This is a genomic window from Rhizorhabdus argentea (assembly GCF_037861105.1).
Lineage (GTDB): Bacteria > Pseudomonadota > Alphaproteobacteria > Sphingomonadales > Sphingomonadaceae > Rhizorhabdus > Rhizorhabdus argentea.
In genome coordinates this window covers 14,535-39,083 of sequence record NZ_JBANFK010000010.1, presented here as the reverse complement: position 1 = coordinate 39,083, position 24,549 = coordinate 14,535, and the positions used below count along the sequence as shown (strand labels likewise).

Here is a 24,549-nt window from a genome sequence, read left to right as displayed (position 1 = left end):
GATGCGGGACAGGCGCCTTGAAGGGCGCGTAGCACTGGTGACCGGCGCAGGCTCGGGGATCGGTGCGGCTACGGCGAAGCGCCTCGCCGCCGATGGCGCGCGGGTCTATTCGGTCGATCTGAAGGGCGGTGTCGATCGTCATGCCGACGTTACCGCGGCGGGTATCAATGCCCAGCTGGTCGCCGAGACGATCGAACGACATGGCGGGCTGGACATCCTCGTGCCCTGTGCAGGCATCAGCGCCTTCCACCCGCTCGAAGGGCATGACGACGCCTATTTCGACCGCGTTCTGGCGGTCAACGTCACCGCGGTCTTTCGCCTGATCCGGGATGCGGTGCCGGCGCTGAAGCGGTCCGGCCATGGCCGCATCGTCACCATCGGCTCGACGCTGGCGCGTTTCGGCGACGCCGGGCTGGTCGCCTATGGCGCATCGAAGCATGCCGTGCTCGGAATGACCCGGTCGATCGCATGCGAGCTGGGTCCGTTCGGCATCACGGCCAACTGCCTGCAGCCCGGCGCCATCGACACGCCCATGACGGCGCCGGCCTTCAGCCAGATGCCGGAGTTCAGGACATATTGGGAAAACAAGGCGCCGCTCGGCCGGCTCGGGCAGGCGGATGACATCGCCGATGTCATCGCCTTCCTCGCCTCCGACGACGCGCGGTTCATGACCGGACAGGGCTTCTTCGTCGATGGCGGCGCAATGACCCGGCAATAGCCGCCTCCCTCCGATCGCAGCAAACGACTGTCAGAACTGGACCCGCTTGGTATAGCCGCCATCGATCACGACATTGGTGCCCGTTGTATAGGAAGATGCAGGGCTCGCGAGAAACACGATCGTCCTGGCCACCTCATCGGGCGCGGCCCAGCGGCCCAGCGCAAAGCTTGCCTCGGTCGCCTGGTAGAGTTCGGGCGCCGCCGCCTTGATCGCTTCCCAGTTGCCGCCCGGAAAGGCGATCGGACCGGGCGACACTGCATTGACGCGGATGCCTTTGGGCCCAAGCGCCTGGCCGAGCTGCGACGAATAGGTGAGCAACGCCGCCTTCAGCGCGTTGAAAGCCTGCGGGACGATGAAATTCTCGAAGGCTGCGGTGCTGGACATCATGACGATCGAGCCGGCGCCGGACGTTTCGAGATAGGGCTGCAGCGTCTCGCAGCCGAGCACCGTGCCCTTGACGTCGGCATTGAAGCACATGTCCCAGTCGCCCGTCGCGCCCGAGCCGGAAGCACTGGCGCCGGGCACGAAGATGTCGCAGCCGCCCAGCCGGTCCGCCGCCGATTTCAGCCAGGCGGTATAGGCTTCGTGATCGCTCATATCGAGCGCCTCGCCGATGATCTTGCCGCCATGCCGCGAGAGCGACTCCACGGTCTGCGCCACGCCTTCGGCGCTGCGCGAGAAGAACGCGATATCGCAACCTTCTTCAGCGAAGATCTCCACCGCTGCGCGGCCGATGCCGCGGCTGCCGCCGGTCAGGATGACCTTCTTGCCCTTGAGTCCCAGATCCATGATGCGTCCTCTCGTCCATTTTTCCGTAGCGCTCGGTTGTCGCTGGCGGTCCCTGCCTGCACCACTCGCCTTTTGATCAGGATCGGGCGCGTCCGCATCTTGTCGCCGGATCGGCTCAAGGCCTGGCAAGCAGCTCCCGTATTTCGGCGCGCAACTGGTCCTTGCGCACTTTGCCGGAGGCGGTGCGCGGGAAATCGGTGACGAACTCGAAACGTTCGGGGATCTTTTGCTTGGCCAGACCGCTGGCCGCGACATGCGCCGCGAGCGCAGCGCCGTCCGCATCGGCGCCCTCGCGAAGGATGACGAAGGCACAGACGCCTTCTCCCAGTCGCAGATGCGGCATGGCGACCACACAGGCTTCGCGCACGTCGCCATGCCGGTGCAGCACCTCCTCGATTTCCCGGGCCGAGATATTCTCGCCGCCGCGGATGATGAGATCCTTCTTGCGCCCGGTGATGGTGATCGCGCCGTCCCGGCTGCGCGTGCCCAGGTCGCCGGTGCGGAAGAAGCCGTCGGGCGTGATCGCCTCCGCGGTCTGTTCGGCATCGGCATAGCCCATGAACATGCCGGGTCCGCGCGCAAGGATTTCGCCCTCCTCGCCGTCGGGCAGCTCATGATCGTCATGGTCCACGATGCGCACCTGATAGTCCACGACCTCGCCGTCGGTCGTCGCGGCCAGCACCTCGTCCTGCGGCCAGCCGAAACTGACGAGCGGGACTTCGGAGGCACCGTACACCCGGAAGGCGCGGGCGTTGGCGAAGGCTGTGTTGGCTGCAGAGATCAGGTCGCCGGGCACCGCTGCGCCGCCGCATGCGAAGAAGCGAAACGACGGTAGGCGATTGCCGCTTTCCCGCGCGGCGGCGGCGAGTTCCACCAGAAACGGCGTTGCCGCAACCGTCCCGACCAGCTTGTGGCGGTCGATCAGCGTGACCGCCTTACGGGCATTCCAGCTTTCCATCAGCACCGCGCGTGTTCCGCACACGAGAGGCGCCTCCAGCCCGTTGGCATAGCCGGAAACATGGGTGACGGGCGATGGCATCAGCGTAGCGGCGCCCGGGGCCATCCCCCAATGCGCGGCGCTGGTCCGCAGGATGCGCGCCAGCGTCACATGGCTGTGCAATACGCCCTTGGGTCGCCCTGTCGTACCCGACGTGTAGAGGATCAGCTTGACGCCGAGAGGGTCGACGCGCGGTCGCGCAAACGCCACCCCTCGTCCTTCGGCCAGCAGTGCCGCATAATCATCCGCCCCTGCGCCACGCACGGTGAACACATGCGTGAGATCGGGCAGGGCCGCTCGTACGCGCTGTGCCATGGCAGCGAAGTCGAAATCGCGGAACCGGTCGGCAACGAAGAAGGCCCGGGCGCGGCAGTCGCCGAGCATCGACGTGACTTCATGGTCGCGGTAGATCGGCACGATCGGATTGACGATCAGGTTCGAGAGCGCCGCCGCCAGGTTGATGACTGCCGCCTCTCGCCAGTTGGGGATCTGGAAGGCGACGACGTCGCCGCTCCGGAGGCCTCGACGATGTAATCCGGCCGCCAGTGCTTCGGCATCCGCGATCAGTTCGGCGCGGGTGAGCTGCGCCTCGGCGTCGATGAAGGCGACGAAGTCGGGGTCCGCGTCGGCCAGCGCGAAAGCCTGGTCCGCGATCGTGCGCTCGTCCCACAGACCGCTGCCGGCATAGGCGGCATGATGCGGCGCCGGGATGCTCAGCCAGGCCCAGGGCGGGGGTATCCTCTCTTCCATGGCGTCTGGCTGCTCCGTCTGCCCGGCCATGCCAACTGGCCAAAAGACAAGCTGGCGATCAGGGACCGTACCTGTCACCTGTCCCAGCTTGTCGGGCTGTGCATGCTCTGCTGAAATCCGCTTCGACTAACAATATCGGGAGAAGATCGTGGATCATATCCAGCGCGTCGGCGAGGTCGCCGAAATCATGCTCGATTATGTCGAGAACAGGAAGACTCACCAGGGCGCGAAGACGCTGGACGTTCCCACGGCCAGCTACACCGATCGCGACCAGTGGCTCGCCGAAATGGAACTGGTTTTCAAACGGGCGCCATTGATGCTGGCGTTCACCGCCGAGTTGCCCAATCCGGGTGACTACAAGGCTATGGAAGCGGTCGGCATGCCCGTGCTCATCAACCGCGACAAGGCGGGCAAGGTGCGGGCATTCCTCAATGTCTGCGCTCACCGCGGCGCGCCGGTCGCGAACGATGGGCATGGCAACTGCGCGCGCTTCACCTGCAAATATCACGGCTGGACCTACGGACAGGACGGCAGGCTTCTCGCCGTGGCCGAAGCCAGCACCTTCGGCGAGGTCGACAAGGCCGAACGCGGCTTGCGCGAACTGCCTTGCGAGGAACGCGCGGGCATGATCTTCGCAAGCCTCACGCCGAACGGCCTGCTCGATCTGGATCGCCATTTCCGCGGGCTCCTCGAGGATTTCGAAGCGCTGGACTTCGCCGGATGGTCCTATCTCGGCTCGCGCACGATCGAGGGAGCGAATTGGAAGATAGCGTTCGACGGCTATCTCGAAGGCTATCACTTCGCCTCGCTCCATCCCCAAACCATCGCGACGCGCACCCCGTCCAACTGCATGCATTACGAGGGCTTCGGTCCCAACATCCGCATCGGTTTTCCGCAGCGCCGGATTGCCGAGGCGCTGCGGCCGCTCCCGCGCGAGAGCTGGGGTCTGCAGGAAAATAACGGCTTCGATTTCGTGCGGGTCTTCTTCCCCAATGTCGCGATTTTCATCGCTCCCGAAATAACCCAGGTCGCCCAGATCTTCCCCGGGCCGACGCCCGATCGCAATCGCACCGTGCTGAACTATCTGCGCCGCGAGCCGATCCGCGACGAGGAAGACCGGTTAGCGACCGAAGCTGCCATCAACTTCTTCAGTGATGTCACCTATACCGAGGATTATGTGATAGGACTCGAGATACAGAAGGGCTTGGATTCCGGCGCTCATGACCATCTGGTGTTCGGCCGCAACGAGCGCGCGAACCAGTATTTCCATGAATGGCTGAACTGGTATCTGGAAGATGATCCCTCGGCGGTCGAGCCTGTGATGTGATCGGCTCCGGCGGGTCGCGGCCCATCGCGCTGGCCTCCGGCGTAGTGCCCGAGTTTGGCCCGGTCGACACGATCCGGGCGGCGGCTGGCGCCGGGTTCGATGCGGTCGGCCTGTGGGTCGAGCCGGGGGACTGGACGCCAGCGCTGGTGCGCCAGGTGCGGTCGGCGAGAGACGATGCCGGGCTGCCGGTGCTGGATGTCGAGGTCATCTGGCTGAAGCCGGACAGCGCGATGGACGAGCACCGCAAGGTCATCGATGTGGGGATGGAGCTCGGTGCAGCCAATGTGCTGTGCGTCTCTTCGGATCCGGACCATGCCCGTACCGCCGCGCGGCTCGCCGAGCTGTGCCGCCATGCCGAGCCGTCGGGGATGCGCGTGGCGCTGGAGTTCGGCGTGTTCACCGAAGTGAAGAATCTGCGCAGCGCATTGGCCGTGCTCGATCAGGTGGGGCATCCGCTGCGCGCGTTGCTGGTCGATCCGATCCATGTCGATCGTTCGGGAAGTTCGATCGAGGAGATCGCCGCCGTCGATCCCGCCTTGCTGCCTTACGCCCAGTTCTGCGATGCGCGCCCGGAGCGGCCCGACCCGGCGGATTTCGCTGCGGTGATCACCGACGCAATCGATCTGCGCGAGCAATGCGGCGAAGGCGGCCTGCCGCTCGCAGCCTTGCTTGACGCTCTCCCGGCCGACATTCCACTGTCGATCGAACTACGGTCGCGCGCACTGCGCGAGGCGTTCGGCGATCCGGTGCTCCGGGCCAGGGCGGTCGCCGGCGCGACCAGGCGCTGGCTCGAAGCCCACGCCTGACCGGACACGGCGTCGTTGCGCTTCACCAGGGGTGGGGCTCGCCATTCCACTTGTAGAAATCCCCCGATTGCTCGAGCGTCCAGCCTGCGACGACCTTGCGCACGCCGGCTGCGCTTTCCTCGGGCGTGATTTCCGCCCCCGGCCCGCCCATGTCGGTCTTCACATAACCGGGATGGATGATGCCGACGATGATCCCGCGCGGCTTCAGGTCTGTGGCGACGGACCGCATCAGCCTGCCCAGCGCAGCTTTCGCTGCCGCATAGGCGTAGAGGCCGCCATAGGGCCAGGTCGATGCGCCCACCTGGCTGGAGAAATTGATCACCTTCGAACCCGGATCGAGCCGCGGCAGAAACGCCTGCAGGACACGCAGGGGACCCTTGACCATGATGTTGAAGACATCGTCCCACGCGTCCCAATCCACGCTGTCGAGTTCGGGCGTCATCACGCCGCCGACGCCGGCGACATTGTAGAGCAGGTCGATGTGGCCATTGCCGGTGGCCGCCGCTCCCGCCTTGACCGAGGCATCGTCTCCCACATCCATGGCGTGGACGGTCAGAAGCCCGCCGGATGCCGCTGCCAGGGCGTTCAGCCGGTCTGCCGCCGCGGGATTCCGCACCAGCGCGAAGACATGGTCTCCTGCCTCCAGATGCTGCCTCGCCAGTTCGAAACCGATTCCGCGCGCCGCGCCGGTAATTGCAACATAAGCCATCGAGGGCATCCTTCCTTCTTATTCCCGGCTGCTACACTGCGACCGGCATCTGCCCGGGTAAACTATTAGTCCGGCCAGTTTGCGAGCACGGCCGCCCCGCCGGGCGAGCCTCCTGTTACAATGGCGAGTGGAGGACAGCCGTGCGCGAGTCTATCACCAGCCAAGCGGAAAAAACCGATCGAAGGATGCTCCTATGAGTGCCGCGCCCATGCTCTCCCGCTATTCGCAGGAATTCGATCCGCCGGTCCGGGGAGACCGGATTACCGGCGAGCGCTACATCACCCGGGAGTGGATGGAGCTGGAGAAAAACCATCTCTGGCCCAAGGTGTGGCACCTTGGCGGCGTGCTGGCGGACCTGCAGGAAGAAGGCGACTTCATCCGTCACAATTTCGGCAAGGAATCGGTCATCATGGTCCGGCAGGCGGATGACTCGATCAAGGCTTTCTACAATAGCTGCCCGCATCGCGGTAACCGCCTGATACAGGTCGACGTCGGTAGCGTCCCGCGCATCACCTGCGCCTATCATGGCTGGCAGTATGATACCGATGGCACGCTCATCCATGTCCAGGATCCGGATGACTTCGCCGGCGGCAGTCCCTGCGGCAAGGTGACGCTCTCACCGTTGCGGTGCGAGACATGGGGGCCATTCGTGTTCTGGTGCATGGACGATGACGTCGCGCCGCTGCACGAATGGCTCTCGCCCTTCCCGGAGCGGCTGGCGGGCTATGGCCTGGAGAGCTGGGTGCGCGTGCTCGACCTGTCGGCCGATTGCGATTTCAACTGGAAGATCATCCGCGACAATTTCAACGAAAGCTATCACCTCCCGACCATCCACCCGGAGCTTTCGACCTTCATCAACGACGGCCTGCCGGACACGCTGTTCGAGATGTACCCGAGCGGCCATAATTCGATGTGGATGAAGGGCCATCAGGCCACCACGCGCCAGGATTTCCACAGCGGCGAAGTGCCGTCCCCACTCGACGCGGTCGCCCGCGCATGGGGCATCGATCCCGGCGAGTATAAGGGCCGCACCGGCGACATCCGCCAGGCCGTCATCGAGGCCAAGCGCCGGCTGGGCCCCGAGCGGGGATATGTCAATTATGCCAGCATGTCGGATCAGCAGCTGGTCGATTATTTCCACTGCACGCTGTTCCCCAACCTGACGCTGACCATGTCACCCGAGCAATGCCAGATCCTGCGCACCGAGCCGCATCCGAGCGATCCCGAGAAATGCGTCTTCCAGCATTGGATCCTGGTGCCGAACGTCGCGGGAATGACCGAGGTCGAAACGCCGATTGGCATGGTGCCGCTGGAGCATGCCGAACATCGCCATTCGGTCTATGGCGACGGCCAGTCGCTGGGCTATGTCGCAGATCAGGATCTGTCGATCGGCACCAGCCAGCAGCAGGGGCTGAACTCGCGCGGCTTCAAGGGCTGCATCCTGCCGAGGCAGGAAAAACGCGTGCAGCGTTTCCACGAGCTGCTCAACGATATGGTGTGCGGGAAGGATTGAGGCGGTGTGCCTGTGGGCCCCCACAATCTCCGGATGACGAGCAGGAAGGGCGCGGGTTCTATAAAGCCCTTCGATTTCGCGGGTCAGATCTGGCTGAACCCGCCGTCCATGAGAAACTCGGAGCAGGTGACGAAGCTCGCCGCTTCGGAGCAGAGATAGACCACGCCGCCACCCATCTCGTCGGGGCGGCCCATGCGGCCGATGGGGTGATTGGCGATCATTGCCTGCATCGCCGCCTCGCGCGAAGGCGCCGCGCCGAGATCGACATAGCTGTCCATGATGCTGGTCAGCATGACGGTGTCGATGCCGCCGGGATGCACGCTGTTGCAGCGGATATTGTAGCCCAGCGCCGCGAACTCCGCGCCCATGCACTTGGACAGCATCTTAACCGCGGCCTTGCTGGTGCAATAGGCCGCGTTGAACGCCGCACCGCGCAGGCCGCCGACGCTGGAAAAGTTGACGATCGAGGCGCCACCTTTGCGCGCCTGCCCACCGGCCTTTAGCAGCGGCAGCAATATCTGGGTGCCGATGATCACCGAATCGACGTTGATCGCATTGACCCGGTGCCATTCGGCGAGTGGCGTGCTCTCGATCTTGCCGACCACCGAGACCCCCGCCACATTTACCAGCGCATCCAGTCGACCATAGTCCCGCTGCGCCAACGCCGCGACGGCGTTCCAGTCCGCATCGTTGGTCACATCATGGCGGAGATAGTGATCCGCGCCGACATCCGCGCTGTCCGGCAGGTCGGTGGCGATGACCACGGCGCCGGCCGCCTTCATCGCCTTGACCACTGCACGGCCGATGCCCCCGGCCGCGCCGGTTACCACGGCCACGACATCATCCAACGCGATCGTCACGATCCCAGACTCCTTATTGCGCGGTCCAGCCGCCATCCATGACGAGTTCGGCGCCGGTCATGTACGCGCTGTCGGCGCTGGCGAGGAAAAACGCCCCACTTGCCAGTTCTTCCGGCGCGGCGAGCCGGCCCATCGGCGTCTGGGCGGCGACCGAGTCGATCAGGTCTTGCGGCTTTTCCGCGGCGCCCTTGTCCACCCAGCGCTGGAAACCTTCCTGCAGCAATGGGGTGACGACGAAGCCGGGGTGCAGCGAGTTGGCGCGGATCGGCATCTGCTTGGTGGCGAATTCCACGGCGATCGCCTTGGTGAACATCCGCACGGCGCCCTTGCTGGCGTTATAGGCGGACGTGTCGGTGTAGCCGACCAAGCCCATGATCGAGCTGACATTGATGATCGAAGCGCCGCCGCGGACATCCGCGCCGCTCTCGGCCATCAGCGGCACGAACGTCTTCACGCCCAGGAAGACCCCGTCGACGTTGATGGCCATGATCCGCCGCCAGCCTTCCATTGCCTGGCTCTCGACCGGACCGGTCAGGTCGGTGCCGGCATTGTTGACCAGCACATGCAGCTTGCCGTGGCGCTCGCGGACCCATTCACAGGCCCGCAGCCAGTCCTCCTCGCTCGTGACATTAGCCTGCACATAGCTTGCCGCCTGGCCCAGTCGCGCCATGGTGGTTGCCGCAACCTCGCTGTCCGGCGCGTCGAGGTCGGACAGCACGACCTGCGCCCCCTCCGCCAGGAAGCGCTCGACACAGGCGAGCCCGATACCGCGCAAACCACCGGACACGAACGCCACCCTGTCGATCAGCCGCTGCGCGCCAAGTTCGCTCATACGCCCATCGTCCCCGCTGTCGTTGCGCCGTCGATCACATATTCGCTGCCGGACACGAAGCTGGACTCGTCCGAACCGAGCCAGGCGACCAGCCCCGCCACCTCATCCACCTTTGCCATCCGCTTGAGCGGCGACATGCCTTCATAGGCCGCGCGCGCAGCCGCCGGATCGGGAGCCTGTTCGATCAGCCCAAGGATCAGCGCGGTTTCGACTACGCCGGGCAGGATGGCGTTGACGCGAATGCGATAGCCGCGGTTGCCGCAGTGCACGGCGGCCGACTTCACCAGGGCGACGACCGCGGCCTTCGATACCGAATAAGCGACGAAATTGCCCATCGCGCGGTGCGCGTTCATCGAGGAGTTGACGATGATCGACCCGGCAGCACCTTCGGGGTTCTGCTTCATCGCCCGGATCGCATGCTGCACCGTCAGCATCGCCCCGGTCTGGTTGACGCCGATGACCCTCTCCCAGCCCTGGATGGTGATATCCTCGACGCTGGCGTCGCCCGCTTCGATTCCGGCATTGGCGAAGGCGATGTCCAGCCTGGCGAACCGACCGCGGATCTTGTCCATCAGCCCGGCCCAGCCCGCTGCATCGCATACGTCGTGCGCGTGGAATGTCGCGCCCGTCGCCGCGCAGAGCTCGTCCGCCGCCACGCGATTGGAGCCGGTGAAGACGACATCGGCGCCCTCCGCCGCCAGCCGTCGCACCGTGGCTGCGCCGATTCCCGATGTGCCGCCGGTCACCAGTGCGACCTTGCCTTCAAGCCGTCGACTCACGGCATCCTCCCAGACTGCTTCCCGATGGACGGGACTTCTGCTGCGTGGTGTGACGGATTATCGGGCCGCTGCAACCTATGCTTTCGATAAGGTGACGGCGGCGTGCCGACTGGGCACAAACACCGTATAACGATCGAACGGGATATGAGGATTCGCGCAATGGCTCAGGAGGATCCGCGGCTTTCCGGCGGGAGGAAACGCAGTCCCGGGATCAGCTGGACGGAACTGATGGCCAGCGACTCCCGGCCTGCGCCGACCTGCCTGACCGAGGAGCATTATGAATATCTCGGCTCCGAGCCGCTCGAGGCTTCGCGCTACACCAGCGAGGACTTCGCCCGGCTCGAGCGCGAGAAGATGTGGCCTCATGTCTGGCAATTCGCCGCGCGCGACGAGGATCTGCCGGAAGCCGGCGACTATGCCCTTTTCGAAAATGCCGGCCGCTCGTTCCTGATCACGCGCCAGGACGACGGCTCGGTCAAGGCGCTGCACAATGTCTGCCTGCATCGCGGCCGCAAGCTGCGCACCGAGGACGGCACCGCCGATACGCTCACCTGTCCCTTCCATGGATTCTCCTGGAACAAGGACGGATCGTTCGCGGGAATGCCCTGCCGGTGGGATTTTCCCCATCTCCAAAGTGGCGACATGGCCCTTCCCGAAGCCGAAGTGGGCCGGTGGGGCGGCTATATCTTCGTGCGCGAGGAGGCAGGCGGCCCGACCCTCGAAGAATATCTCGATCCGTTGCCCGAGCATTTCAAGCGCTGGCGCCATGAGGAATGCACCACCGTCGTCTGGGTGGGGAAGGAAGTCGCGGCCAACTGGAAAGTCACCACGGAAGCCTTCATGGAGGCCTGGCACACCGTCGTCACCCACCCCCAGCTGCTGCCCTTCACGGGCGATTGCAACAGTGCCTATTGGTATTGGGGCGACAATGTGAATGCGAACCTGGTGCCGTTCGGCATTCTCAGCCCGCACATCGATCCGGACGGCAAGACCGAGCAGTGGATCGTCGACGAGTTCATCAAGTTCAACGGCCGTTCGTCCGACAATTACGACCCTTCGGCCGATCCCTATGCGGTGGAGGTGCCCCCGGGCGAAAGCGCACGGGCGGCGCTGGGCGCTGCGCTGCGTAAATCCTATACCGAACAGAGCGGCTACGACCATGAGCAGGCGACCGATGCGGAACTGCTCGACGCGCTCGTCTACAATGTCTTCCCGAATTTCGCGCCCTGGGGCGGATATATGCCGAACATCGTCTATCGCTGGCGGCCGGGCAAGACTGCGGACACATGCCTGATGGAAGTACGGGTGCTGGCCCGCACCAAGAAGGGCGAACCGATCCCGCGCGGCGTGCCGATGCACTTCCTGCGCCTCGACCAGCCCTGGACGGACGCGCCCGAACTGGGCGGGCTGGGCGATGTCCTGGAACAGGACATGGCCAATCTCCCGTTCGTTCAGGAGGGGCTGCACTGCTCCAAGACCGGCAAGATCCAGCTCGCCGACTATCAGGAAATCCGCATTCGCCAGTTCCACCGCACGATGGACAAATATGTCCTGGGCGAAACCGGATCCGTGGCATGAGCGACGGGCCGGCCGAGGCCCGGCCGCAACGTATCGACTGCGTGCTGATCTGCGGCGGCGTCTGGCACGACATGGACTTCGCCCGGCTCGAATTGCTGAAGTTGCTGGCGGAAGACGGGCGGGTTCGGACTCGGGTGTTCGAGGATTATGAGAATGTCGAGGTGCTGGCCGCCGCCGATATCCTCATCACCTATACCTGCGACGTAACGCCGTCCCTCAAGGCTCAGGAAGTGCTGCGCGAATGGCTGGCGCAGGGCGGCCGCTGGTATGCGCTGCACGGCACGAATTCCGTACTGCGCCTGCTCGACAACGGATTGTGGGATGCGCCGCGCTGGGCGCCGATGTTCATGGATCTGCTGGGCAGCCAGTTCATCTCGCATCCGCCGATCGCGCCATATCGGGTCACGGTGGCCGATCCGTCCCATCCGCTCGTCCACGGCGTCGAACCCTTCGAGACCACCGACGAGCTTTATCATCTCGAACGTCATGGCGATCTGCACGTCCTGCTCGAGACCGAGTGCACCGAAGCCGGCACCGGCTTCGTCGAAGCCGAAGACGCGCCGGGCCGGCAACCGGTATTCTACATCAAGCGCCATGGTGCCGGGGCTGTGCTCTATCTGACGCTGGGGCACTGTCGCGGCCATTATGATCTCCAGCCGATGCTCGACTGGTGGCCTACCGTCGACCGCTGCGCCTGGGATCTGCCGGTGTTCTACGGCTTGTTGCGGCGGGGCATCGACTGGCTCAAGGATCGCGAACCGGCCTCAGCCTAGCGGCCGAAGACAGCGCCAGCCCCAGGATCGTCATCCCGGCGGAGGCCGGGATCTCGGTCGTCAGGGACGGAGTTGAGGTCGCGAGCATCTCCTGAGATCCCGGCCTCCGCCGGGATGACGAGATAATCGACGCCAGGCTTTGTCCTAAGCAGCGATCCCGGCGAAGCGATCGAGAGCCGCCTCTGGTTCGTCGGGCCAGCGTGACAGCACGAGCAGGCGTTTGTGGGCATGGCCGATAGACAGTTCGTCGGTCACGCCCATCCCGCCGTGGAACTGGATCATCTCATGCCCAAGTGCGACCGAGGCAGGCGCCACGAAGGCGCGAAGCCCAACTACGGCCCTGTCGAAACTGCCCGTTCCCCAGGATACGATGGCGAGGTTCATCAGCGCTCGGCTCTGCTCGATCGCAGCATATTGCGTCACCATCCGGTGCTGAAGCGCCTGGAAACTTCCCAGCTTTACGCCAAACTGTTCACGCGTGCGCAGATAGTCCTGCGTCTCGGCGAACATCCGCTCCATGATGCCGAGCGCCTCGGCCGATCGAGCGAGGCTGGCGAGCGTGTCTGCTGCTTCGATCCTGGCGACCCCGTCGGCTGGCGAGAAGCCGGGTTCGGCGGCGACATCGTCGAGCGTCAGCGAAACGGCGACGCTGCCGTCCGCCATCCGCCAGCTCTCGCATGCGAGCCCCTTGGCATCGGCGCGGACAAGGAACAGGCCGACCCCCCCGGCTTCGCCCGGCGCCCCCGACTGGCGCGCGCTGACGATATAGCCGTCGACTCCGCCGCCGGCGGGGACATAGGCCTTCGCTCCGTTGAGCCGAGCGGGCTCTGGGCCGGCGCTGGCCTGCGTCTCGATCCAGAGCCGTCCTGGCCGCCCCGCCGCTTCGCTGTGGGCCAACGCAATACGCGCTTCGCCCGAAAGCAGCCGAGGCAGCCATCGGCTGCGCAGCGGTTCCGGCGCGGCAGCGGCAAAGAGGCGGGTCGCCAGCACCACATTTTCGATCAGCGGCTCTACGACCAGGCCGCGGCCGAGCGCTTCGAAGACGGTTGCAATGGCGGTGGCGTCGAGACCCGAACCGCCATCTTCTGCCGCCACAGGCGCGGCGATCAGGCCAATCTCACCCAGAAGCGCCCAGTTTGCGGCGCCGAAGCCATTGCTCTCGGCCTGGTACGCCCCGCGGCGCTCCATGTCGTAACGATCGCTGACGAACCGCTCCGCCAATGCCTTGAGCATCTCCTCATATTCGGTCAGATCGAAGTTCACGAACAATCCCCTTGTGCGGAGATCGCTTTATCATCTTCGGTCGCCCGGCCCCGCTGGGCAAAAGGTTAGGCACCGCAGCACTACGCCGCGATTGTCTAGCACTGCGGCGCGGGCTAGAGTGAAGGCGGAGAGATAAATGTCGCTGCTGAGCCAAGAGAAGATTGATTCGGTGAGGATAACGGCGCCGGAGGACATCCGCCGTGCGGCCTCGTCGCTGCACGAGATCGCCATGGACTTGGGCATGCGGGCAGCTCCGGCGCATGACATCGCCGGCAAACGCACTCCCGTCGATGCCGATGGGGTTCTGCTCGCCGGCGAGATCTTCGGCTGGGCGGATAACGAGCGCGCGTGGTGGCGGAATTCCCGGATCGCGCTGGACTCGCCGTTGACCATGGCCTGCAGGTTCGAAAGCCAGCCCTTCTGGGCCAACGCCGAGGGTTTTCACACCAGCCAGCCAAGCCCCTATCTCAACTCCATCGCCCTGGGCAATTTCGAAAACCGCGCGATGACCCGGGCGGCCATCGCGGTGCCGGTCCACCTGCCCTTCGGGCAGATCGGCGCGGTCAGCTTCAATCCGCTGGACCGCAACCACACCGACCTCGCCGAGGATTTCCGAAAATATGGGGATGCTCTGGGCCTGTACGGCCGCACCTTCATCGCCAGCTATGTCCATGTCATGGGATCGCTGCAGGCACTGCCGCCCCAATCGCGCCTGTCGAAGCGCGAGGTGGAATGTCTTCGCTGGGCGGCGATCGGCAAGACCGATCTGGAAATCAGCATGATCATGTCGCGCAGCCGCGCCACGGTGCGCTTCCACATTCATAATGCGTCGACGAAGCTCAACGCCGTCAACCGCAGCCAGACGGTGTTCAAGGCCGCACAGCTCGGCTTCATCTCGCTGGGGAATTCCTGACCAGCCCGAGGTTCAGCCTCTGCGATCCTCGATCATCATGTCTGCCGCGCGCCAGCCAATGGCCATGGCCGGCGCATTGGTATTGCCGGTGACGTGCCCCGGGATTACCGAGCAATCGGCCACGCGCAGGCCCTGAACGCCGTTCACGCGCAGGCGCGGATCGACCACTGCGGCAGGATCGCTGCCCATCCGGCATGAGCCTATGGCGTGCAGGCCGCAGCTCGACAGCCGCCGGAACGCGGCGAGCAGATCCTCGTCGCTCTCCACCGCCGGGCCTGGGAGCATCTCCGCGCCCAGCATGTCGCCCAATGGCGGCGCGGCCATATAGGCGCGCATCGTCCGCATCAGCCGCACCGCCGATGTCCGATCATGTTCGGTGCTGAGCCAGTTGGGCAGGATCTGCGGCGCATCGCCGACCGCCGGACCGGTCACCCGCAGCGAAGCTTCGCTCGTCAGGCGCAGCAGCTGGCCGTAGATCGTCACGCCGGGACGCGGATCGATCTTGTCGAGCGGGACGGGATTATTGTCGTCCCCCACCTTGAATGTGTAGCCGCCCAGGTAGAGCTGTGCGTCCGTCCGCCCGTCGGGATGCGCGACATTCAGGAAGGCGCCGACTTCGAACGGGCCGGTCGCCATGATGCCGTCATGCCGCAACAGATATCGCGCCATCGCCATCGCCGCACCGACCCCGAAGAAGTTGCGGTGCGTGCCGACCCCCTTTTCGAGGCGATAGGGCATCGAGATGGAGAGATGCTCGATCATGCGCTCGCCGACGTCGGGCGAATGGGCGACGACATTGATGCCGGCTGCCTTCAGCCGCCCGGCATCGCCGATCCCCGAGCGTTGCAGCAGCAGCGGGCTTTCCATGCTGCCGGCGGAAACGATGATTTCCTCGCGGCAGTTAAAACGGCGCCGTCGACCGTCGACGATAGCCTCGACCGCGATGGCGCGCTGCCCTTCGAAGACGATCCGTTCGGCCAGCGCGCCGGTCACAACCTCGACATTGGGGCGGCGGCGCGCTGGGGCAAGGAAGGTGCGCGCCGAGCTCTCGCGCCGGCCGTTGCGGATATTGTGGCTGTACAGGCCAACGCGCGGCCCGGTCGTGCCGTTCAGGTCGTCGACCCGGCGCAGGCCCAGCGCCTCGCCCGCCTCGATCATCCGATCGGCCAGCGGATAGCGGAAGATCGCCGGGTCGACCCGCACCCGCCCGCCGCTGCCGCGCATCGGGCCCGGGCCGGCGGCGTGATCCTCCAGCTGAAGGAAGGCTTCGGTCATGGCCGCGCCGTTCCAGCCGGTGGCTCCGAGCGCTTCCCACGCGTCATAATCAGCGGGCTCGCCGCGGCTCCAGATCATGCCGTTGATCGACGATGAGCCGCCAAGGCCCTTGCCGCGGATCCAGAACTCGTTGGCCGGGCCGCCTTCCTCGCGCGGCTGGGTGACGGCATAGGTCCACATGTGCGCGGGCTTGGTCACCAGCTTGGCCACGCCCTTCGGCAGCGTGACCCAGAAGCTGTTGTTCTCGCCGCCCGCCTCCAGCACGAGCACCCGCGCGCTGCCGTCGGCGCTCAGCCGTTCGGCCATGACGCAGCCGGCCGAACCGGCCCCGACGATGATATAGTCCCACGCCTCGGCCATGGTCTCTCCTTATTCCGCCAAGGTGGCACAGGAGGGTCCGGGCGCTACCCTAGCGTTTTGACGAGTCAGTGCGGCGCGACATCGCAGGTAAAGGCAAGGGACCGGAGTCGTTGCCGGGAGAGGATCGACATGCGCGCCATTGCCGAAGGCCTGTTCACCGATGAAACGCCGCCAAGGCTGGTCGGCGGCCGTGACCGGACGACCGGGCGGATCGTATTCCCCTGTCCGCCGAACGCCGATTACGAACCATGGCCGCTCGCGCGGCAGGGGACCTTATGGTCCTACACCGTCCAGCGCTACCGCCCGAAATCACCGCCCTATGCGGGGCCCAATGAGTTCCGGCCCTGGGCGGTGGGCTATGTCGAGCTGCCCGGCGAAACCATCGTCGAGGCGCGGCTGGCCGATGTCGAGCTGGATGCCATCCGCATCGGCATGCCGTTGGAGCTGACGCTCGTCCCGCTCGATCCCGCTGCCGCCGAACTGGTGCTGACGCACGCCTTCAGGCCACTGGCTTCGAACGAAAGAGACTCGGGATGACCGATGTCTGCATCATCGGCATCGGCATCCATCCGTTCGGACGGACGGATGGGCTGTCCGGACTCGACCAGGGCGTCGCTGCCGTGCGCGAGGCTCTGGCTGATGCCGGGGTGACGTGGAGCGATATCCAGTTCGCCTATGGCGGCTCGGAGGCGGCCGGCAATCCCGACACCATGGTTGAGCGGCTGGGGCTTACCGGTGTCCAGTTCATCAACGTCAAGAACGGCTGCGCGGCGGGCGGGTCGGCGCTGTTCTCTGCCCAGATGGCGATCAAGTCGGGCGAGTTCGAGCTCGGACTTGCCGTCGGCTTCGACAAACATCCGCGCGGCGCATTCAACGCGATGCCGTCGGAATATAACCTGCCCGACTGGTATGGCGAAGCCGGCTACATGATCACCACCCAGTTTTTCGGGGCGAAGATCACCCGCTATATGCACGAGCATGGCATCAGCCGGACGACGCTGGGCCGGGTCGCGGAAAAGGCGTTTCGCAACGGCGTCCATGCCCCACATGCCTGGCGGCGCGAGCCGGTTGCGCTCGATGACATCCTGGATGCGCCGCTGGTGAGCGATCCCTACACCAAGTTCATGTTCTGCTCGCCCGCCGAAGGCGGCGTCGCGCTGATCCTGGCGAGCGAGAAGAAGGCGCGCGAGCTGGGGAAGCCGCTGGTCCGGCTCAAGGCCGCCGCGATGCGCACCCGTCCGGCCGGATCGTTCGAGGTTTTCGCGCCGTCCATCGACATTGCCCGCGGCGGATCGTCGACCATGATCGCTTCGGCGGACGCCTTCCGCCTCGCCGGCATCGGGCCGGAAGATATCGCGGTCGCCCAGCTTCAGGATACCGAGGCCGGCGCCGAGGTGATGCATATGGCGGAAAACGGTTTTTGCCGGGACGGTGACCAGGAGCAATGGCTGGCCGAGGGGTGGAGCGAGATTGGCGGCAAGCTGCCGGTCAACACCGATGGCGGCTGCCTCGCTTGTGGCGAGCCGATCGGCGCTTCGGGGCTGCGGCAGGTCTATGAAAATGTCGTGCAGCTGCGCGGCGACGGCGGCGGCCGCCAAGTGCCGGGCAATCCCAGGACGGCGTACAGCCATGTCTACGGGGCGCCCGGCGTCTCGGCCGTGGCGATCCTGGAACGCTGATGGACATCGATTTCTCCCCTGAAGAGCAGGCGTTTCGCGAAGAGATCCGAAGTTTCCTGCGCGACAATCTTCCCGCCAGCCTCACCTCCGACGCGGCGGCGTCACCCTCGGTGTTCGTCGAGCCGGAAATAGGCCAGGCCTGGAACGCCATCCTGCATGCCAAGGGCTGGCTCGGCTATAACTGGCCTGCCGCGCATGGCGGCACCGGCTGGGGCCCGCTGCGCCGCTATCTGTTCGAAAAGGAATGCGCCCTTGCCGGCGCGCCCAACCTGACGGTGCTGGGCCTCAAGCTGGTCGCGCCGGTGATCTGGACCTTCGGGACCGATGCGCAGAAGGCGCATTACCTGCCGCGTATCCTGTCCGGCGACGATTATTGGTGCCAGGGCTTTTCGGAACCCGGCAGCGGTTCCGATCTCGCGTCGCTCCAGTGCCGGGCGGTGCGCCAGGGCGAACGCTATGTGCTCAACGGTTCGAAGATCTGGACGACCCACGCCCACCACGCCAACCGCATGTTCTGCCTGGCGCGCACCAGCGTCGAGACGCGCAAGCAGGCCGGCATCAGCTTCCTGCTGGTCGACATGAACCAGCCGGGAGTCTCGGTCCGCCCAATCCTGACCGCGGCCGGCGATCACGAAGTCAACCAGGTCTTCCTCGAAGATGTCGTCGTGCCCGCGGACGATCTCGTCGGTGCCGAAGGGCAGGGCTGGCAGATCGCCAAGTTCCTGCTCGAGAACGAGCGCGGCGGATCGTGCCACGCGCCCAAGCTCAGCTATGATCTCGACCGCATCGAAGTGGCTGCGCGCGGCGAGAGCGACGGGCGCGGTCGATCGATGGCCGAGGACCCGATATGGCTGCGCAAGCTGGCCAAGCTCCGACTGGGGGTGCAGGCGCTCGAGATGATCGAGCTGAAGATCATCTCCGAAGTTGCCAAGGGCCGTTTGCCGGGGCCCCAGACGTCGCTGACCAAGCTGCTGGCGTCGAACCTGCGGCAGGATATCGATTTCCTGGCGGTCGAGCTGTTCGGCACCGCCGGCCTGCAGCTGGAACAGACGCGCCCGCTTTATGGTGCCGATGCGCCCCGGCCGCTCCACTCCCGCGAAGCGCAGCTGGCTGCGCCACGCTATCTCAACAGCCGGGCGTGGAGCATCTTCGGCGGAACCAACGAAGTTCAAAGCAACATCATAGCGCGGTCCGTATTGGGCTTGTAGAACAGGACGAGGAACAGGGATGCAATTGAGCCGCGAAGCGCTGTTGCGCGCCTACCGCCAGATGAAGGTGATCCGCGAGTTCGAGGAACGCCTGCATGTGGAGATCCAGACCGGCGAGATTGCCGGTTTCACCCATCTCTATTGCGGCCAGGAAGCGGTCGCCGTCGGAGTGTGCGAGCTTCTCGACGAGGACGACAGGATCGTCTCGACGCATCGCGGCCACGGCCACTGCCTCGCCAAGGGCTGCGACGTGGACGGCATGATGAAGGAGATCTGGGGCAGCCGCGACGGCCTGTGCAAGGGCAAGGGCGGATCGATGCACATCGCCGATATCGACAAGGGCATGCTCGGCGCGAACGGCATCGTCGGGGCGGGCGCGCCTATCGCCGTAGGCGCCGCGCTGGCGGCCAAGCTGGAGGGCAAGGGCAAGGTGGCGATCGCCTTCTCGGGCGACGGCGCCTGCAACCAGGGCACCACCTTCGAAGCGATGAACATGGCTGTCGTCACCAAGGCGCCCTGCATCTTCGTCTATGAGAACAACCACTATTCCGAACATACCGGCTTCGAATATGCAGTCGGCACCCAGACCGACATCGCCAGCCGCGCCGAAGCATTCGGCATGAAGGTCTGGCGTGCGGACGGGACCGACTTCTTCGCCGTGTACGAGACCATGCGCGAATTGCTCGAATATGTCCGCGCCGGCAACGGCCCGGCTTCGGTCGAGTTCGATACCGAACGCTTCTTCGGCCATTTCGAGGGCGATCCGCAACGTTACCGGGCCAAGGGCGAGCTTAATCGCATCCGCGAGACGCGGGATTGCCTCAAGTCGTTCCGCACCAGCGTGACCGGCGCCAGCCTGCTCACCGACGCCGACCTGGACGCGGTCGACCAGGACGTGCTTGCCGCGATCGACGCCGCCGTTGTCGCGGCGCGTGCCGCCGACCGGCCCACCGCGGCCGACGTCCTCGTCGACGTCTATATTTCCTACTGAACGGCGGAGCGCACCCCATGGCAGAGATGATGTACCGCGACGCCGTTGTCACGACGATCGCCGAGGAAATGGCCCGCGACCCCAATGTGGTGGTGCTGGGCGAGGACGTGGTCGGCGGCATGGGCACCGCGGGCGGCCCGGAAGCGATCGGCGGCATCTGGTCCACCTCGGTCGGCTTGTTCGGCAAGTTCGGGGCGGACCGGGTGATCGACACGCCGATCTCCGAAAGCGCGATCATCGGCGCGGCGGCCGGCCTCGCTCTGTCGGGCAAGCGCCCGGTGGCCGAGCTGATGTTCGCCGACTTCATCGGCGTGTCGCTCGACCAGATCTGGAACCAGCTCGCCAAATTCCACTACATGTTCGGCGGCAAGACCAAATGCCCGGCGGTAATCCGAATGGCCTATGGCGCCGGCTACAACGCCGCGGCCCAGCATAGCCAGTCGGTCCACCAGATCCTCACCGGCATGCCGGGGCTCAAGGTCGTCATGCCCAGCACGCCCGCCGACGTGAAGGGCCTGCTGCGCACCGCGATACGCGATGACGATCCGGTGATCTTCCTCGAGCACAAGGCGCTCTACGGGATCAGCGGCGAAGTACCGGACGATCCCGACTTCGCCATTCCCTTCGGCCACGCCCGGCTCTCCCGCGCCGGCCAGGATGTCACCATCGTGTCGTCGGGCCTGCTGCTCGGCTTCTGCGAGGCGGTCGCCGACAAGCTGCTCGCCGAGGGCATCGGCTGCGACGTGATCGACCTGCGCAGCACCAGCCCGCTCGACGAGGAAACCATCCTCGATTCGGTCGAGGTGACCGGGCGGTTCCTGATCGTCGACGAGGCCCCGCCGCGCTGCGGCCTTGCGGTCGACATCTGTGCGCTGGTCGCGAACAAGGCCTTTGCCAGCCTGAAGGCGCCGCCGCAGGCCGTCACGCCGCCGCACACGCCGATCCCCTTCGCGCGGGAGCTGGAGAGCGCCTACCTGCCGTCGGTCGAGCGGATCGAGGCGGCGGTGCGCAAGCTCCTCGCCTGGCGCCGAGGGAACTGACATGGCCGATATCCGCCCGTTCTGCATGCCGAAATGGGGCATCGAGATGACCGAGGGCACCATCGCCGAATGGATGGTGCAGCAAGGCGAAAGCTTCACCCGCGGCCAGACGCTGTGCCTGATCGAAACCGCCAAGATCACCAACGAGGTCGAGGCCGAATATGACGCCGTCGCGCGGCGCGTGCTGGTCCCGGCCGGCAGCGGGGCGCAGCCGGTCGGCACGCTGCTCGCGGTTTTCGCCGATGCCGCCGCGACCGACGCCGAGGTCGACGCCTTCATCGCCGCCTTCCGCCCCGCTGATACCCAGGTCGCGGCGCGCAAGGCCGATGCGACGCCTGCCCCTGTCCCGGCAGCACCCGCCGCGCCCACCAGGATCATGACCAACCGGCCGATCAGTCCCGAGGCGCTCAAGCTGGCCGAGGCCGAGGGCGTCGACATTGCCGATCTCGAAGGGTCGGGCCGCGGCGGCCGCATCACCTATCAGGATGTCCACCAGGCATCGCTGCCCAAAGCCGATGCGGTCCTGCACGGCGCGGCACCGTTGATCGTAGAAGACCGCAAGGCCTTCGCCTCGCCGCTGGCGCACCGGATCGCCGCCCGGCATGGCATCGCGCTTGCGGGCGTCACCGGCACCGGCCCGCGCGGCCGCATCTCGAAAGCCGATGTGCTGGCGCTTATGCCCGCGCCGGCGCCAGCGAAGGCGACGGCCCCCGCCGTGCCGGAACTGGCGGCGGTCGCCAACCAGCCCGAGATCGTTCCGTTCGACCGGATCCGCAAGATCGTGGCGCGGCGACTGACCGAGGCCAAGCAGCAGATCCCGCACTTCTACCTGCGCATTTCCGCCCGCGCCGACGCGCTGCTGGCGATGCGCAAGACCGCGAATGTGGTGCTCGGCTGCAAGGCATCGGTGAACGACTATATCGTCAAGGCCGTCGCTAACGCGCTCGTCCGGCACCCCGACGTCAATGTGCAGGTGCATGGCGAAGAGCTTCACCGCTTTCCCCACGCCGATGTCGCGATCGCGGTGGCCAGCCCCAAGGGGCTCGTCACGCCGGTGGTCCGCCGCGCCGATCGTCTGCGGATCGACCAGATCGCCGCCGCGACCCGCGCGCTGATCGACAAGGCGGCGGCGGGCAGGCTCTCGTTCGATGACATGGACGGCGGCACATTCTCCGTGTCCAACCTGGGGATGATGGGCGTCGAGCAGTTCGACGCCATCATCAACCCGCCGCAGGGCGCGATCCTCGCGGTCGGCGCGGCCACCCGCCAGCCGGTGGAAACGGCCAGCGGCGGCGTGCTGTTCGAAACCCGCATCGCGCTGACCCTGTCGGTCGATCACCGCGCCATCGACGGCGCCGCCGGCGCCGCCTTCCTCGCCACGCTGAAGGGCCTGATCGAAGCGCCCGAAGGTCTCTTCTCCTGAAAGGAACGACCATGACCAATCCCGGCTCGATCAAGGCCCTGGGCGACATCATCCAGCTCGCCTACCTGCCCGAAGATTTCGACGCGGCGGTGAAATACTGGACGGAAATCATGGGCGTCGGCCCGTTCTTCCTGATCGAGAATGTCCAGCTCGGCGAGATGAAGTATCGCGGCGCACCGACCGACGCGCTCTTCTCGATCGCCATCGGCTATTGGGGCAACATCCAGATCGAACTGATCCGCCCGGAAAACGACGCGCCGTCGATCTATAGCGGCGAATATGCCGTGAAGGACCGGCTGCATCACATCTGCATCTTCGTCCCCTCGATCGCCGACGCCCGCCGCGCCTGTGCCGAAGCCGGGGCCGAGATCCTGGTCGAGGGCAAGGTCGGCGACAGCGGCGAAGTGATCTATGTCGACGCCGGGGGAGGCCCCGGCCACGTCATCGAGCTGCTGCAGCCGATGGCGGGCTCGGAAGGCCTGTTCGAAATGATGCGCGATGCGGCGCGGTCGTGGGACGGCAGCGATCCGTTGCGGGTTGTGGGCTGAGGCCCCTTACCCAGCGGCGCGGTGATGGGTGCAGACTGGCAACGCGTGGTTGCAGGCCTTCGGTGGTGACGCGAAAAGGGAAGTCGGCCCTTGATACGGTGCCCCCTACGCTCATACCCTCTTCCAATTAGGCTCTAGCCAAGGGCCCCAATGGTTGGAGGACTCTGATGGCTGAGCTGGTTTACACCGCGCCTGCGCACACGCAGGGCGAAGCAAGGAAATTGCGCTTCGGCGTGGCGTACAACTATCTGGACAACGACCGTGCTACTGCGACTGACCCATCGCGCCGGCGGTATGAGCCTCACTGGGCGGAGACGCTCGATCATGTGGCCTGGGCGGAATCAATCGGCTTCGACTCGGTTTGGTTTTGCGAGCACCATTTCGATGGGCTGTGCCCTTCGCCGGCAGTCATGGCGGCCGCGGCCGCCATGCGGACGAAGAGGGTGCGTCTGAGCAGCATCGTGGCGCTTGCTCCCTTGTATCACCCCCTCCGTCTCGCCGAGGATGCGGCGATGGTGTCGGTCCTGTCGCAAGGGCGATATGATCTCGGCATTGGCATGGGCTACAGCGAAAAAGAGTTCGCAGCGTTCGGCGTCAACATGCGCCACCGGCCCAGTTTGATGGAAGATACGGTCGATTTTGTCCGTCGCGCGTGGACTGGCGAGCCGTTCACGTTCGAGGGAAAAAGGTTCAAGATGCCCGAAATTGCGGTGACGCCGGTTCCCGCGGATCCCCCGCGGATCTTGATGGGAGGTGTCTCGGAGCCAGCCATAAGGCGGGCAGCGTTGATCGGAGACGGTTTTCTATCGAGTAACAACGAGCACGTGCGAATCTACGCTGATGCCCTGAAAGACTATGGGCGTACTGGCACCGTGATCGCCGCGCAGGTGGCTCTCATCGCGGAAGACCCTGAGCGAGCGGTTGCGGAACTGGAGCAATATGCGCTCAATTACGTGAACACCTATGTTGAGCGTGGGTTCGTGCAACATTCACGGTTCGAAAAGATCCAAGAAGCGGTTGATCTCGATATCTACAGGATTTGGGACGGCGCAAAGGCCGTTTCCGAGATTGTCGAGGCGGTTACCGCGAACCCAGTCATCGAGGAGGTGGTCTTCGTGGCCAGCAGCGGGCCCGGTGAGCCGATTGCGAGCACTTATCCACGTACACAATATCTGATGGATTACGTCGTCCCTGAAATCCGCAAGAGGGTCGGATCTTCACTCTGACTTTGTTGAGACATGGCAGAAAAGGTGGAACGAAATGCCAGCGCCAGACCTTCTTGACGATCATCCGAAGGAAGCTTGAGTCGCTGCTGGCATCCGGGGATGTGGATTTTTAGAGTACACCGACCCATATAGTCCCGAATAATATGCATTGGAGAGATAATGCTTAGCTTGCAGAATATCTCAGATAGGTTT

At 65.2% G+C, this 24,549-nt stretch carries 23 protein-coding genes; 15 read left to right on the top strand and 8 right to left on the bottom strand.

Translation table 11 applies throughout. From position 1 onward, the window contains the following. Position 1 precedes the first annotated feature (1 nt). A complete protein-coding gene (locus AAC645_RS11175) occupies positions 2–718 on the top strand; it encodes an SDR family NAD(P)-dependent oxidoreductase (protein WP_340316037.1) in 717 nt (238 codons plus the stop codon). A gap of 30 nt (positions 719–748) precedes the next feature. Here the strand turns inward: AAC645_RS11175 and AAC645_RS11170 are convergent, their stop codons facing one another. Both AAC645_RS11170 and AAC645_RS11165 read right to left on the bottom strand, forming a co-directional pair. Continuing rightward, complete coding sequence (locus AAC645_RS11170) at positions 749–1,507, bottom strand: SDR family NAD(P)-dependent oxidoreductase (protein ID WP_340316035.1); 759 nt, start codon at positions 1,505–1,507, stop codon at positions 749–751. A 115-nt stretch (positions 1,508–1,622) separates the two neighbouring features. Then, a complete protein-coding gene (locus AAC645_RS11165; protein ID WP_340316033.1) occupies positions 1,623–3,284 on the bottom strand; it encodes an AMP-binding protein in 1,662 nt (553 codons plus the stop codon). Between the two features lie 118 nt (positions 3,285–3,402). Here AAC645_RS11165 and AAC645_RS11160 point away from each other — a divergent pair, with 118 nt between their 5' ends. Continuing rightward, positions 3,403–4,581, top strand: coding sequence for an aromatic ring-hydroxylating oxygenase subunit alpha (locus AAC645_RS11160; RefSeq protein WP_340316031.1), 1,179 nt, complete (start codon positions 3,403–3,405; stop codon positions 4,579–4,581). Next, on the top strand, positions 4,578–5,387 hold the full coding sequence (locus AAC645_RS11155; RefSeq protein WP_340316030.1) for a sugar phosphate isomerase/epimerase family protein: 810 nt from the start codon (positions 4,578–4,580) through the stop codon (positions 5,385–5,387). The genes AAC645_RS11160 and AAC645_RS11155 overlap by 4 nt, the downstream gene beginning before the upstream one ends. A 22-nt stretch (positions 5,388–5,409) precedes the next feature. Here the strand turns inward: AAC645_RS11155 and AAC645_RS11150 are convergent, their stop codons facing one another. After that, a complete protein-coding gene (locus tag AAC645_RS11150) occupies positions 5,410–6,096 on the bottom strand; it encodes an SDR family oxidoreductase (RefSeq protein ID WP_340316029.1) in 687 nt (228 codons plus the stop codon). Positions 6,097–6,289: 193 nt separating this feature from the next. Here AAC645_RS11150 and AAC645_RS11145 point away from each other — a divergent pair, with 193 nt between their 5' ends. Next, complete coding sequence (locus AAC645_RS11145; RefSeq protein ID WP_340316027.1) at positions 6,290–7,609, top strand: aromatic ring-hydroxylating oxygenase subunit alpha; 1,320 nt, start codon at positions 6,290–6,292, stop codon at positions 7,607–7,609. Positions 7,610–7,692: 83 nt separating this feature from the next. Here AAC645_RS11145 and AAC645_RS11140 read toward each other — a convergent pair whose 3' ends face one another. From AAC645_RS11140 to AAC645_RS11130, 3 genes are read right to left on the bottom strand one after another with little or no spacing between them, the layout of a single operon-like run. Next, a complete protein-coding gene (locus tag AAC645_RS11140; RefSeq protein WP_340316025.1) occupies positions 7,693–8,469 on the bottom strand; it encodes an SDR family oxidoreductase in 777 nt (258 codons plus the stop codon). Positions 8,470–8,482: 13 nt separating this feature from the next. Beyond that, complete coding sequence (locus AAC645_RS11135) at positions 8,483–9,301, bottom strand: SDR family oxidoreductase (protein WP_340316024.1); 819 nt, start codon at positions 9,299–9,301, stop codon at positions 8,483–8,485. Further along, complete coding sequence (locus AAC645_RS11130; protein ID WP_340316022.1) at positions 9,298–10,080, bottom strand: SDR family NAD(P)-dependent oxidoreductase; 783 nt, start codon at positions 10,078–10,080, stop codon at positions 9,298–9,300. Before AAC645_RS11130 ends, AAC645_RS11135 begins: the two co-directional genes overlap by 4 nt. Before the next feature lie 159 nt (positions 10,081–10,239). On the opposite strand from AAC645_RS11130, the gene AAC645_RS11125 reads away from it, so the two are divergent. Beyond that, a complete protein-coding gene (locus tag AAC645_RS11125; RefSeq protein ID WP_340316020.1) occupies positions 10,240–11,658 on the top strand; it encodes an aromatic ring-hydroxylating oxygenase subunit alpha in 1,419 nt (472 codons plus the stop codon). Then, entirely contained in the window at positions 11,655–12,431 is a 777-nt protein-coding gene (locus AAC645_RS11120) for a ThuA domain-containing protein (protein WP_340316018.1), read from the top strand. The genes AAC645_RS11125 and AAC645_RS11120 overlap by 4 nt, the downstream gene beginning before the upstream one ends. 144 nt (positions 12,432–12,575) lie before the next feature. Here the strand turns inward: AAC645_RS11120 and AAC645_RS11115 are convergent, their stop codons facing one another. Then, positions 12,576–13,694 carry an acyl-CoA dehydrogenase family protein gene (locus tag AAC645_RS11115; RefSeq protein ID WP_340316016.1) on the bottom strand — a complete coding sequence of 373 codons (1,119 nt, stop codon included), beginning with the start codon at positions 13,692–13,694 and terminating at the stop codon, positions 12,576–12,578. Positions 13,695–13,830: 136 nt separating this feature from the next. Here AAC645_RS11115 and AAC645_RS11110 point away from each other — a divergent pair, with 136 nt between their 5' ends. After that, positions 13,831–14,607, top strand: coding sequence for a helix-turn-helix transcriptional regulator (locus tag AAC645_RS11110; protein ID WP_340316014.1), 777 nt, complete (start codon positions 13,831–13,833; stop codon positions 14,605–14,607). Positions 14,608–14,619: 12 nt separating this feature from the next. Here the strand turns inward: AAC645_RS11110 and AAC645_RS11105 are convergent, their stop codons facing one another. Continuing rightward, on the bottom strand, positions 14,620–16,242 hold the full coding sequence (locus tag AAC645_RS11105; protein WP_340316012.1) for a GMC family oxidoreductase: 1,623 nt from the start codon (positions 16,240–16,242) through the stop codon (positions 14,620–14,622). Positions 16,243–16,371: 129 nt separating this feature from the next. Between AAC645_RS11105 and AAC645_RS11100 the strand changes: the two genes are divergently transcribed. The 8 genes from AAC645_RS11100 to AAC645_RS11065 all read left to right on the top strand — a co-directional run bounded on the left by AAC645_RS11100 (position 16,372) and on the right by AAC645_RS11065 (position 24,357). After that, a complete protein-coding gene (locus AAC645_RS11100) occupies positions 16,372–16,779 on the top strand; it encodes a Zn-ribbon domain-containing OB-fold protein (protein ID WP_340316010.1) in 408 nt (135 codons plus the stop codon). Next, positions 16,776–17,921, top strand: a complete 1,146-nt coding sequence (locus AAC645_RS11095; protein WP_340316008.1) for a thiolase family protein — start codon at positions 16,776–16,778, stop codon at positions 17,919–17,921. The genes AAC645_RS11100 and AAC645_RS11095 overlap by 4 nt, the downstream gene beginning before the upstream one ends. Beyond that, positions 17,921–19,129: an acyl-CoA dehydrogenase family protein gene (locus AAC645_RS11090; protein ID WP_340316007.1), complete on the top strand. Its 1,209-nt coding sequence runs from the start codon at positions 17,921–17,923 to the stop codon at positions 19,127–19,129. Before AAC645_RS11095 ends, AAC645_RS11090 begins: the two co-directional genes overlap by 1 nt. 19 nt (positions 19,130–19,148) lie before the next feature. Further along, complete coding sequence (locus AAC645_RS11085) at positions 19,149–20,120, top strand: thiamine pyrophosphate-dependent dehydrogenase E1 component subunit alpha (protein ID WP_340316005.1); 972 nt, start codon at positions 19,149–19,151, stop codon at positions 20,118–20,120. Positions 20,121–20,137: 17 nt separating this feature from the next. After that, the gene (locus tag AAC645_RS11080; protein ID WP_340316004.1) at positions 20,138–21,160 is read left to right on the top strand and encodes an alpha-ketoacid dehydrogenase subunit beta; all 1,023 of its coding nucleotides are present in this window, start codon (positions 20,138–20,140) and stop codon (positions 21,158–21,160) included. 1 nt (position 21,161) lies between these two features. After that, the gene (locus tag AAC645_RS11075) at positions 21,162–22,583 is read left to right on the top strand and encodes a 2-oxo acid dehydrogenase subunit E2 (protein ID WP_340316002.1); all 1,422 of its coding nucleotides are present in this window, start codon (positions 21,162–21,164) and stop codon (positions 22,581–22,583) included. Between the two features lie 11 nt (positions 22,584–22,594). Continuing rightward, positions 22,595–23,131 carry a VOC family protein gene (locus AAC645_RS11070; RefSeq protein ID WP_340316001.1) on the top strand — a complete coding sequence of 179 codons (537 nt, stop codon included), beginning with the start codon at positions 22,595–22,597 and terminating at the stop codon, positions 23,129–23,131. A 167-nt stretch (positions 23,132–23,298) separates the two neighbouring features. After that, on the top strand, positions 23,299–24,357 hold the full coding sequence (locus AAC645_RS11065; protein WP_340316000.1) for an LLM class flavin-dependent oxidoreductase: 1,059 nt from the start codon (positions 23,299–23,301) through the stop codon (positions 24,355–24,357). The last annotated feature ends 192 nt before the right edge of the window (positions 24,358–24,549 follow it).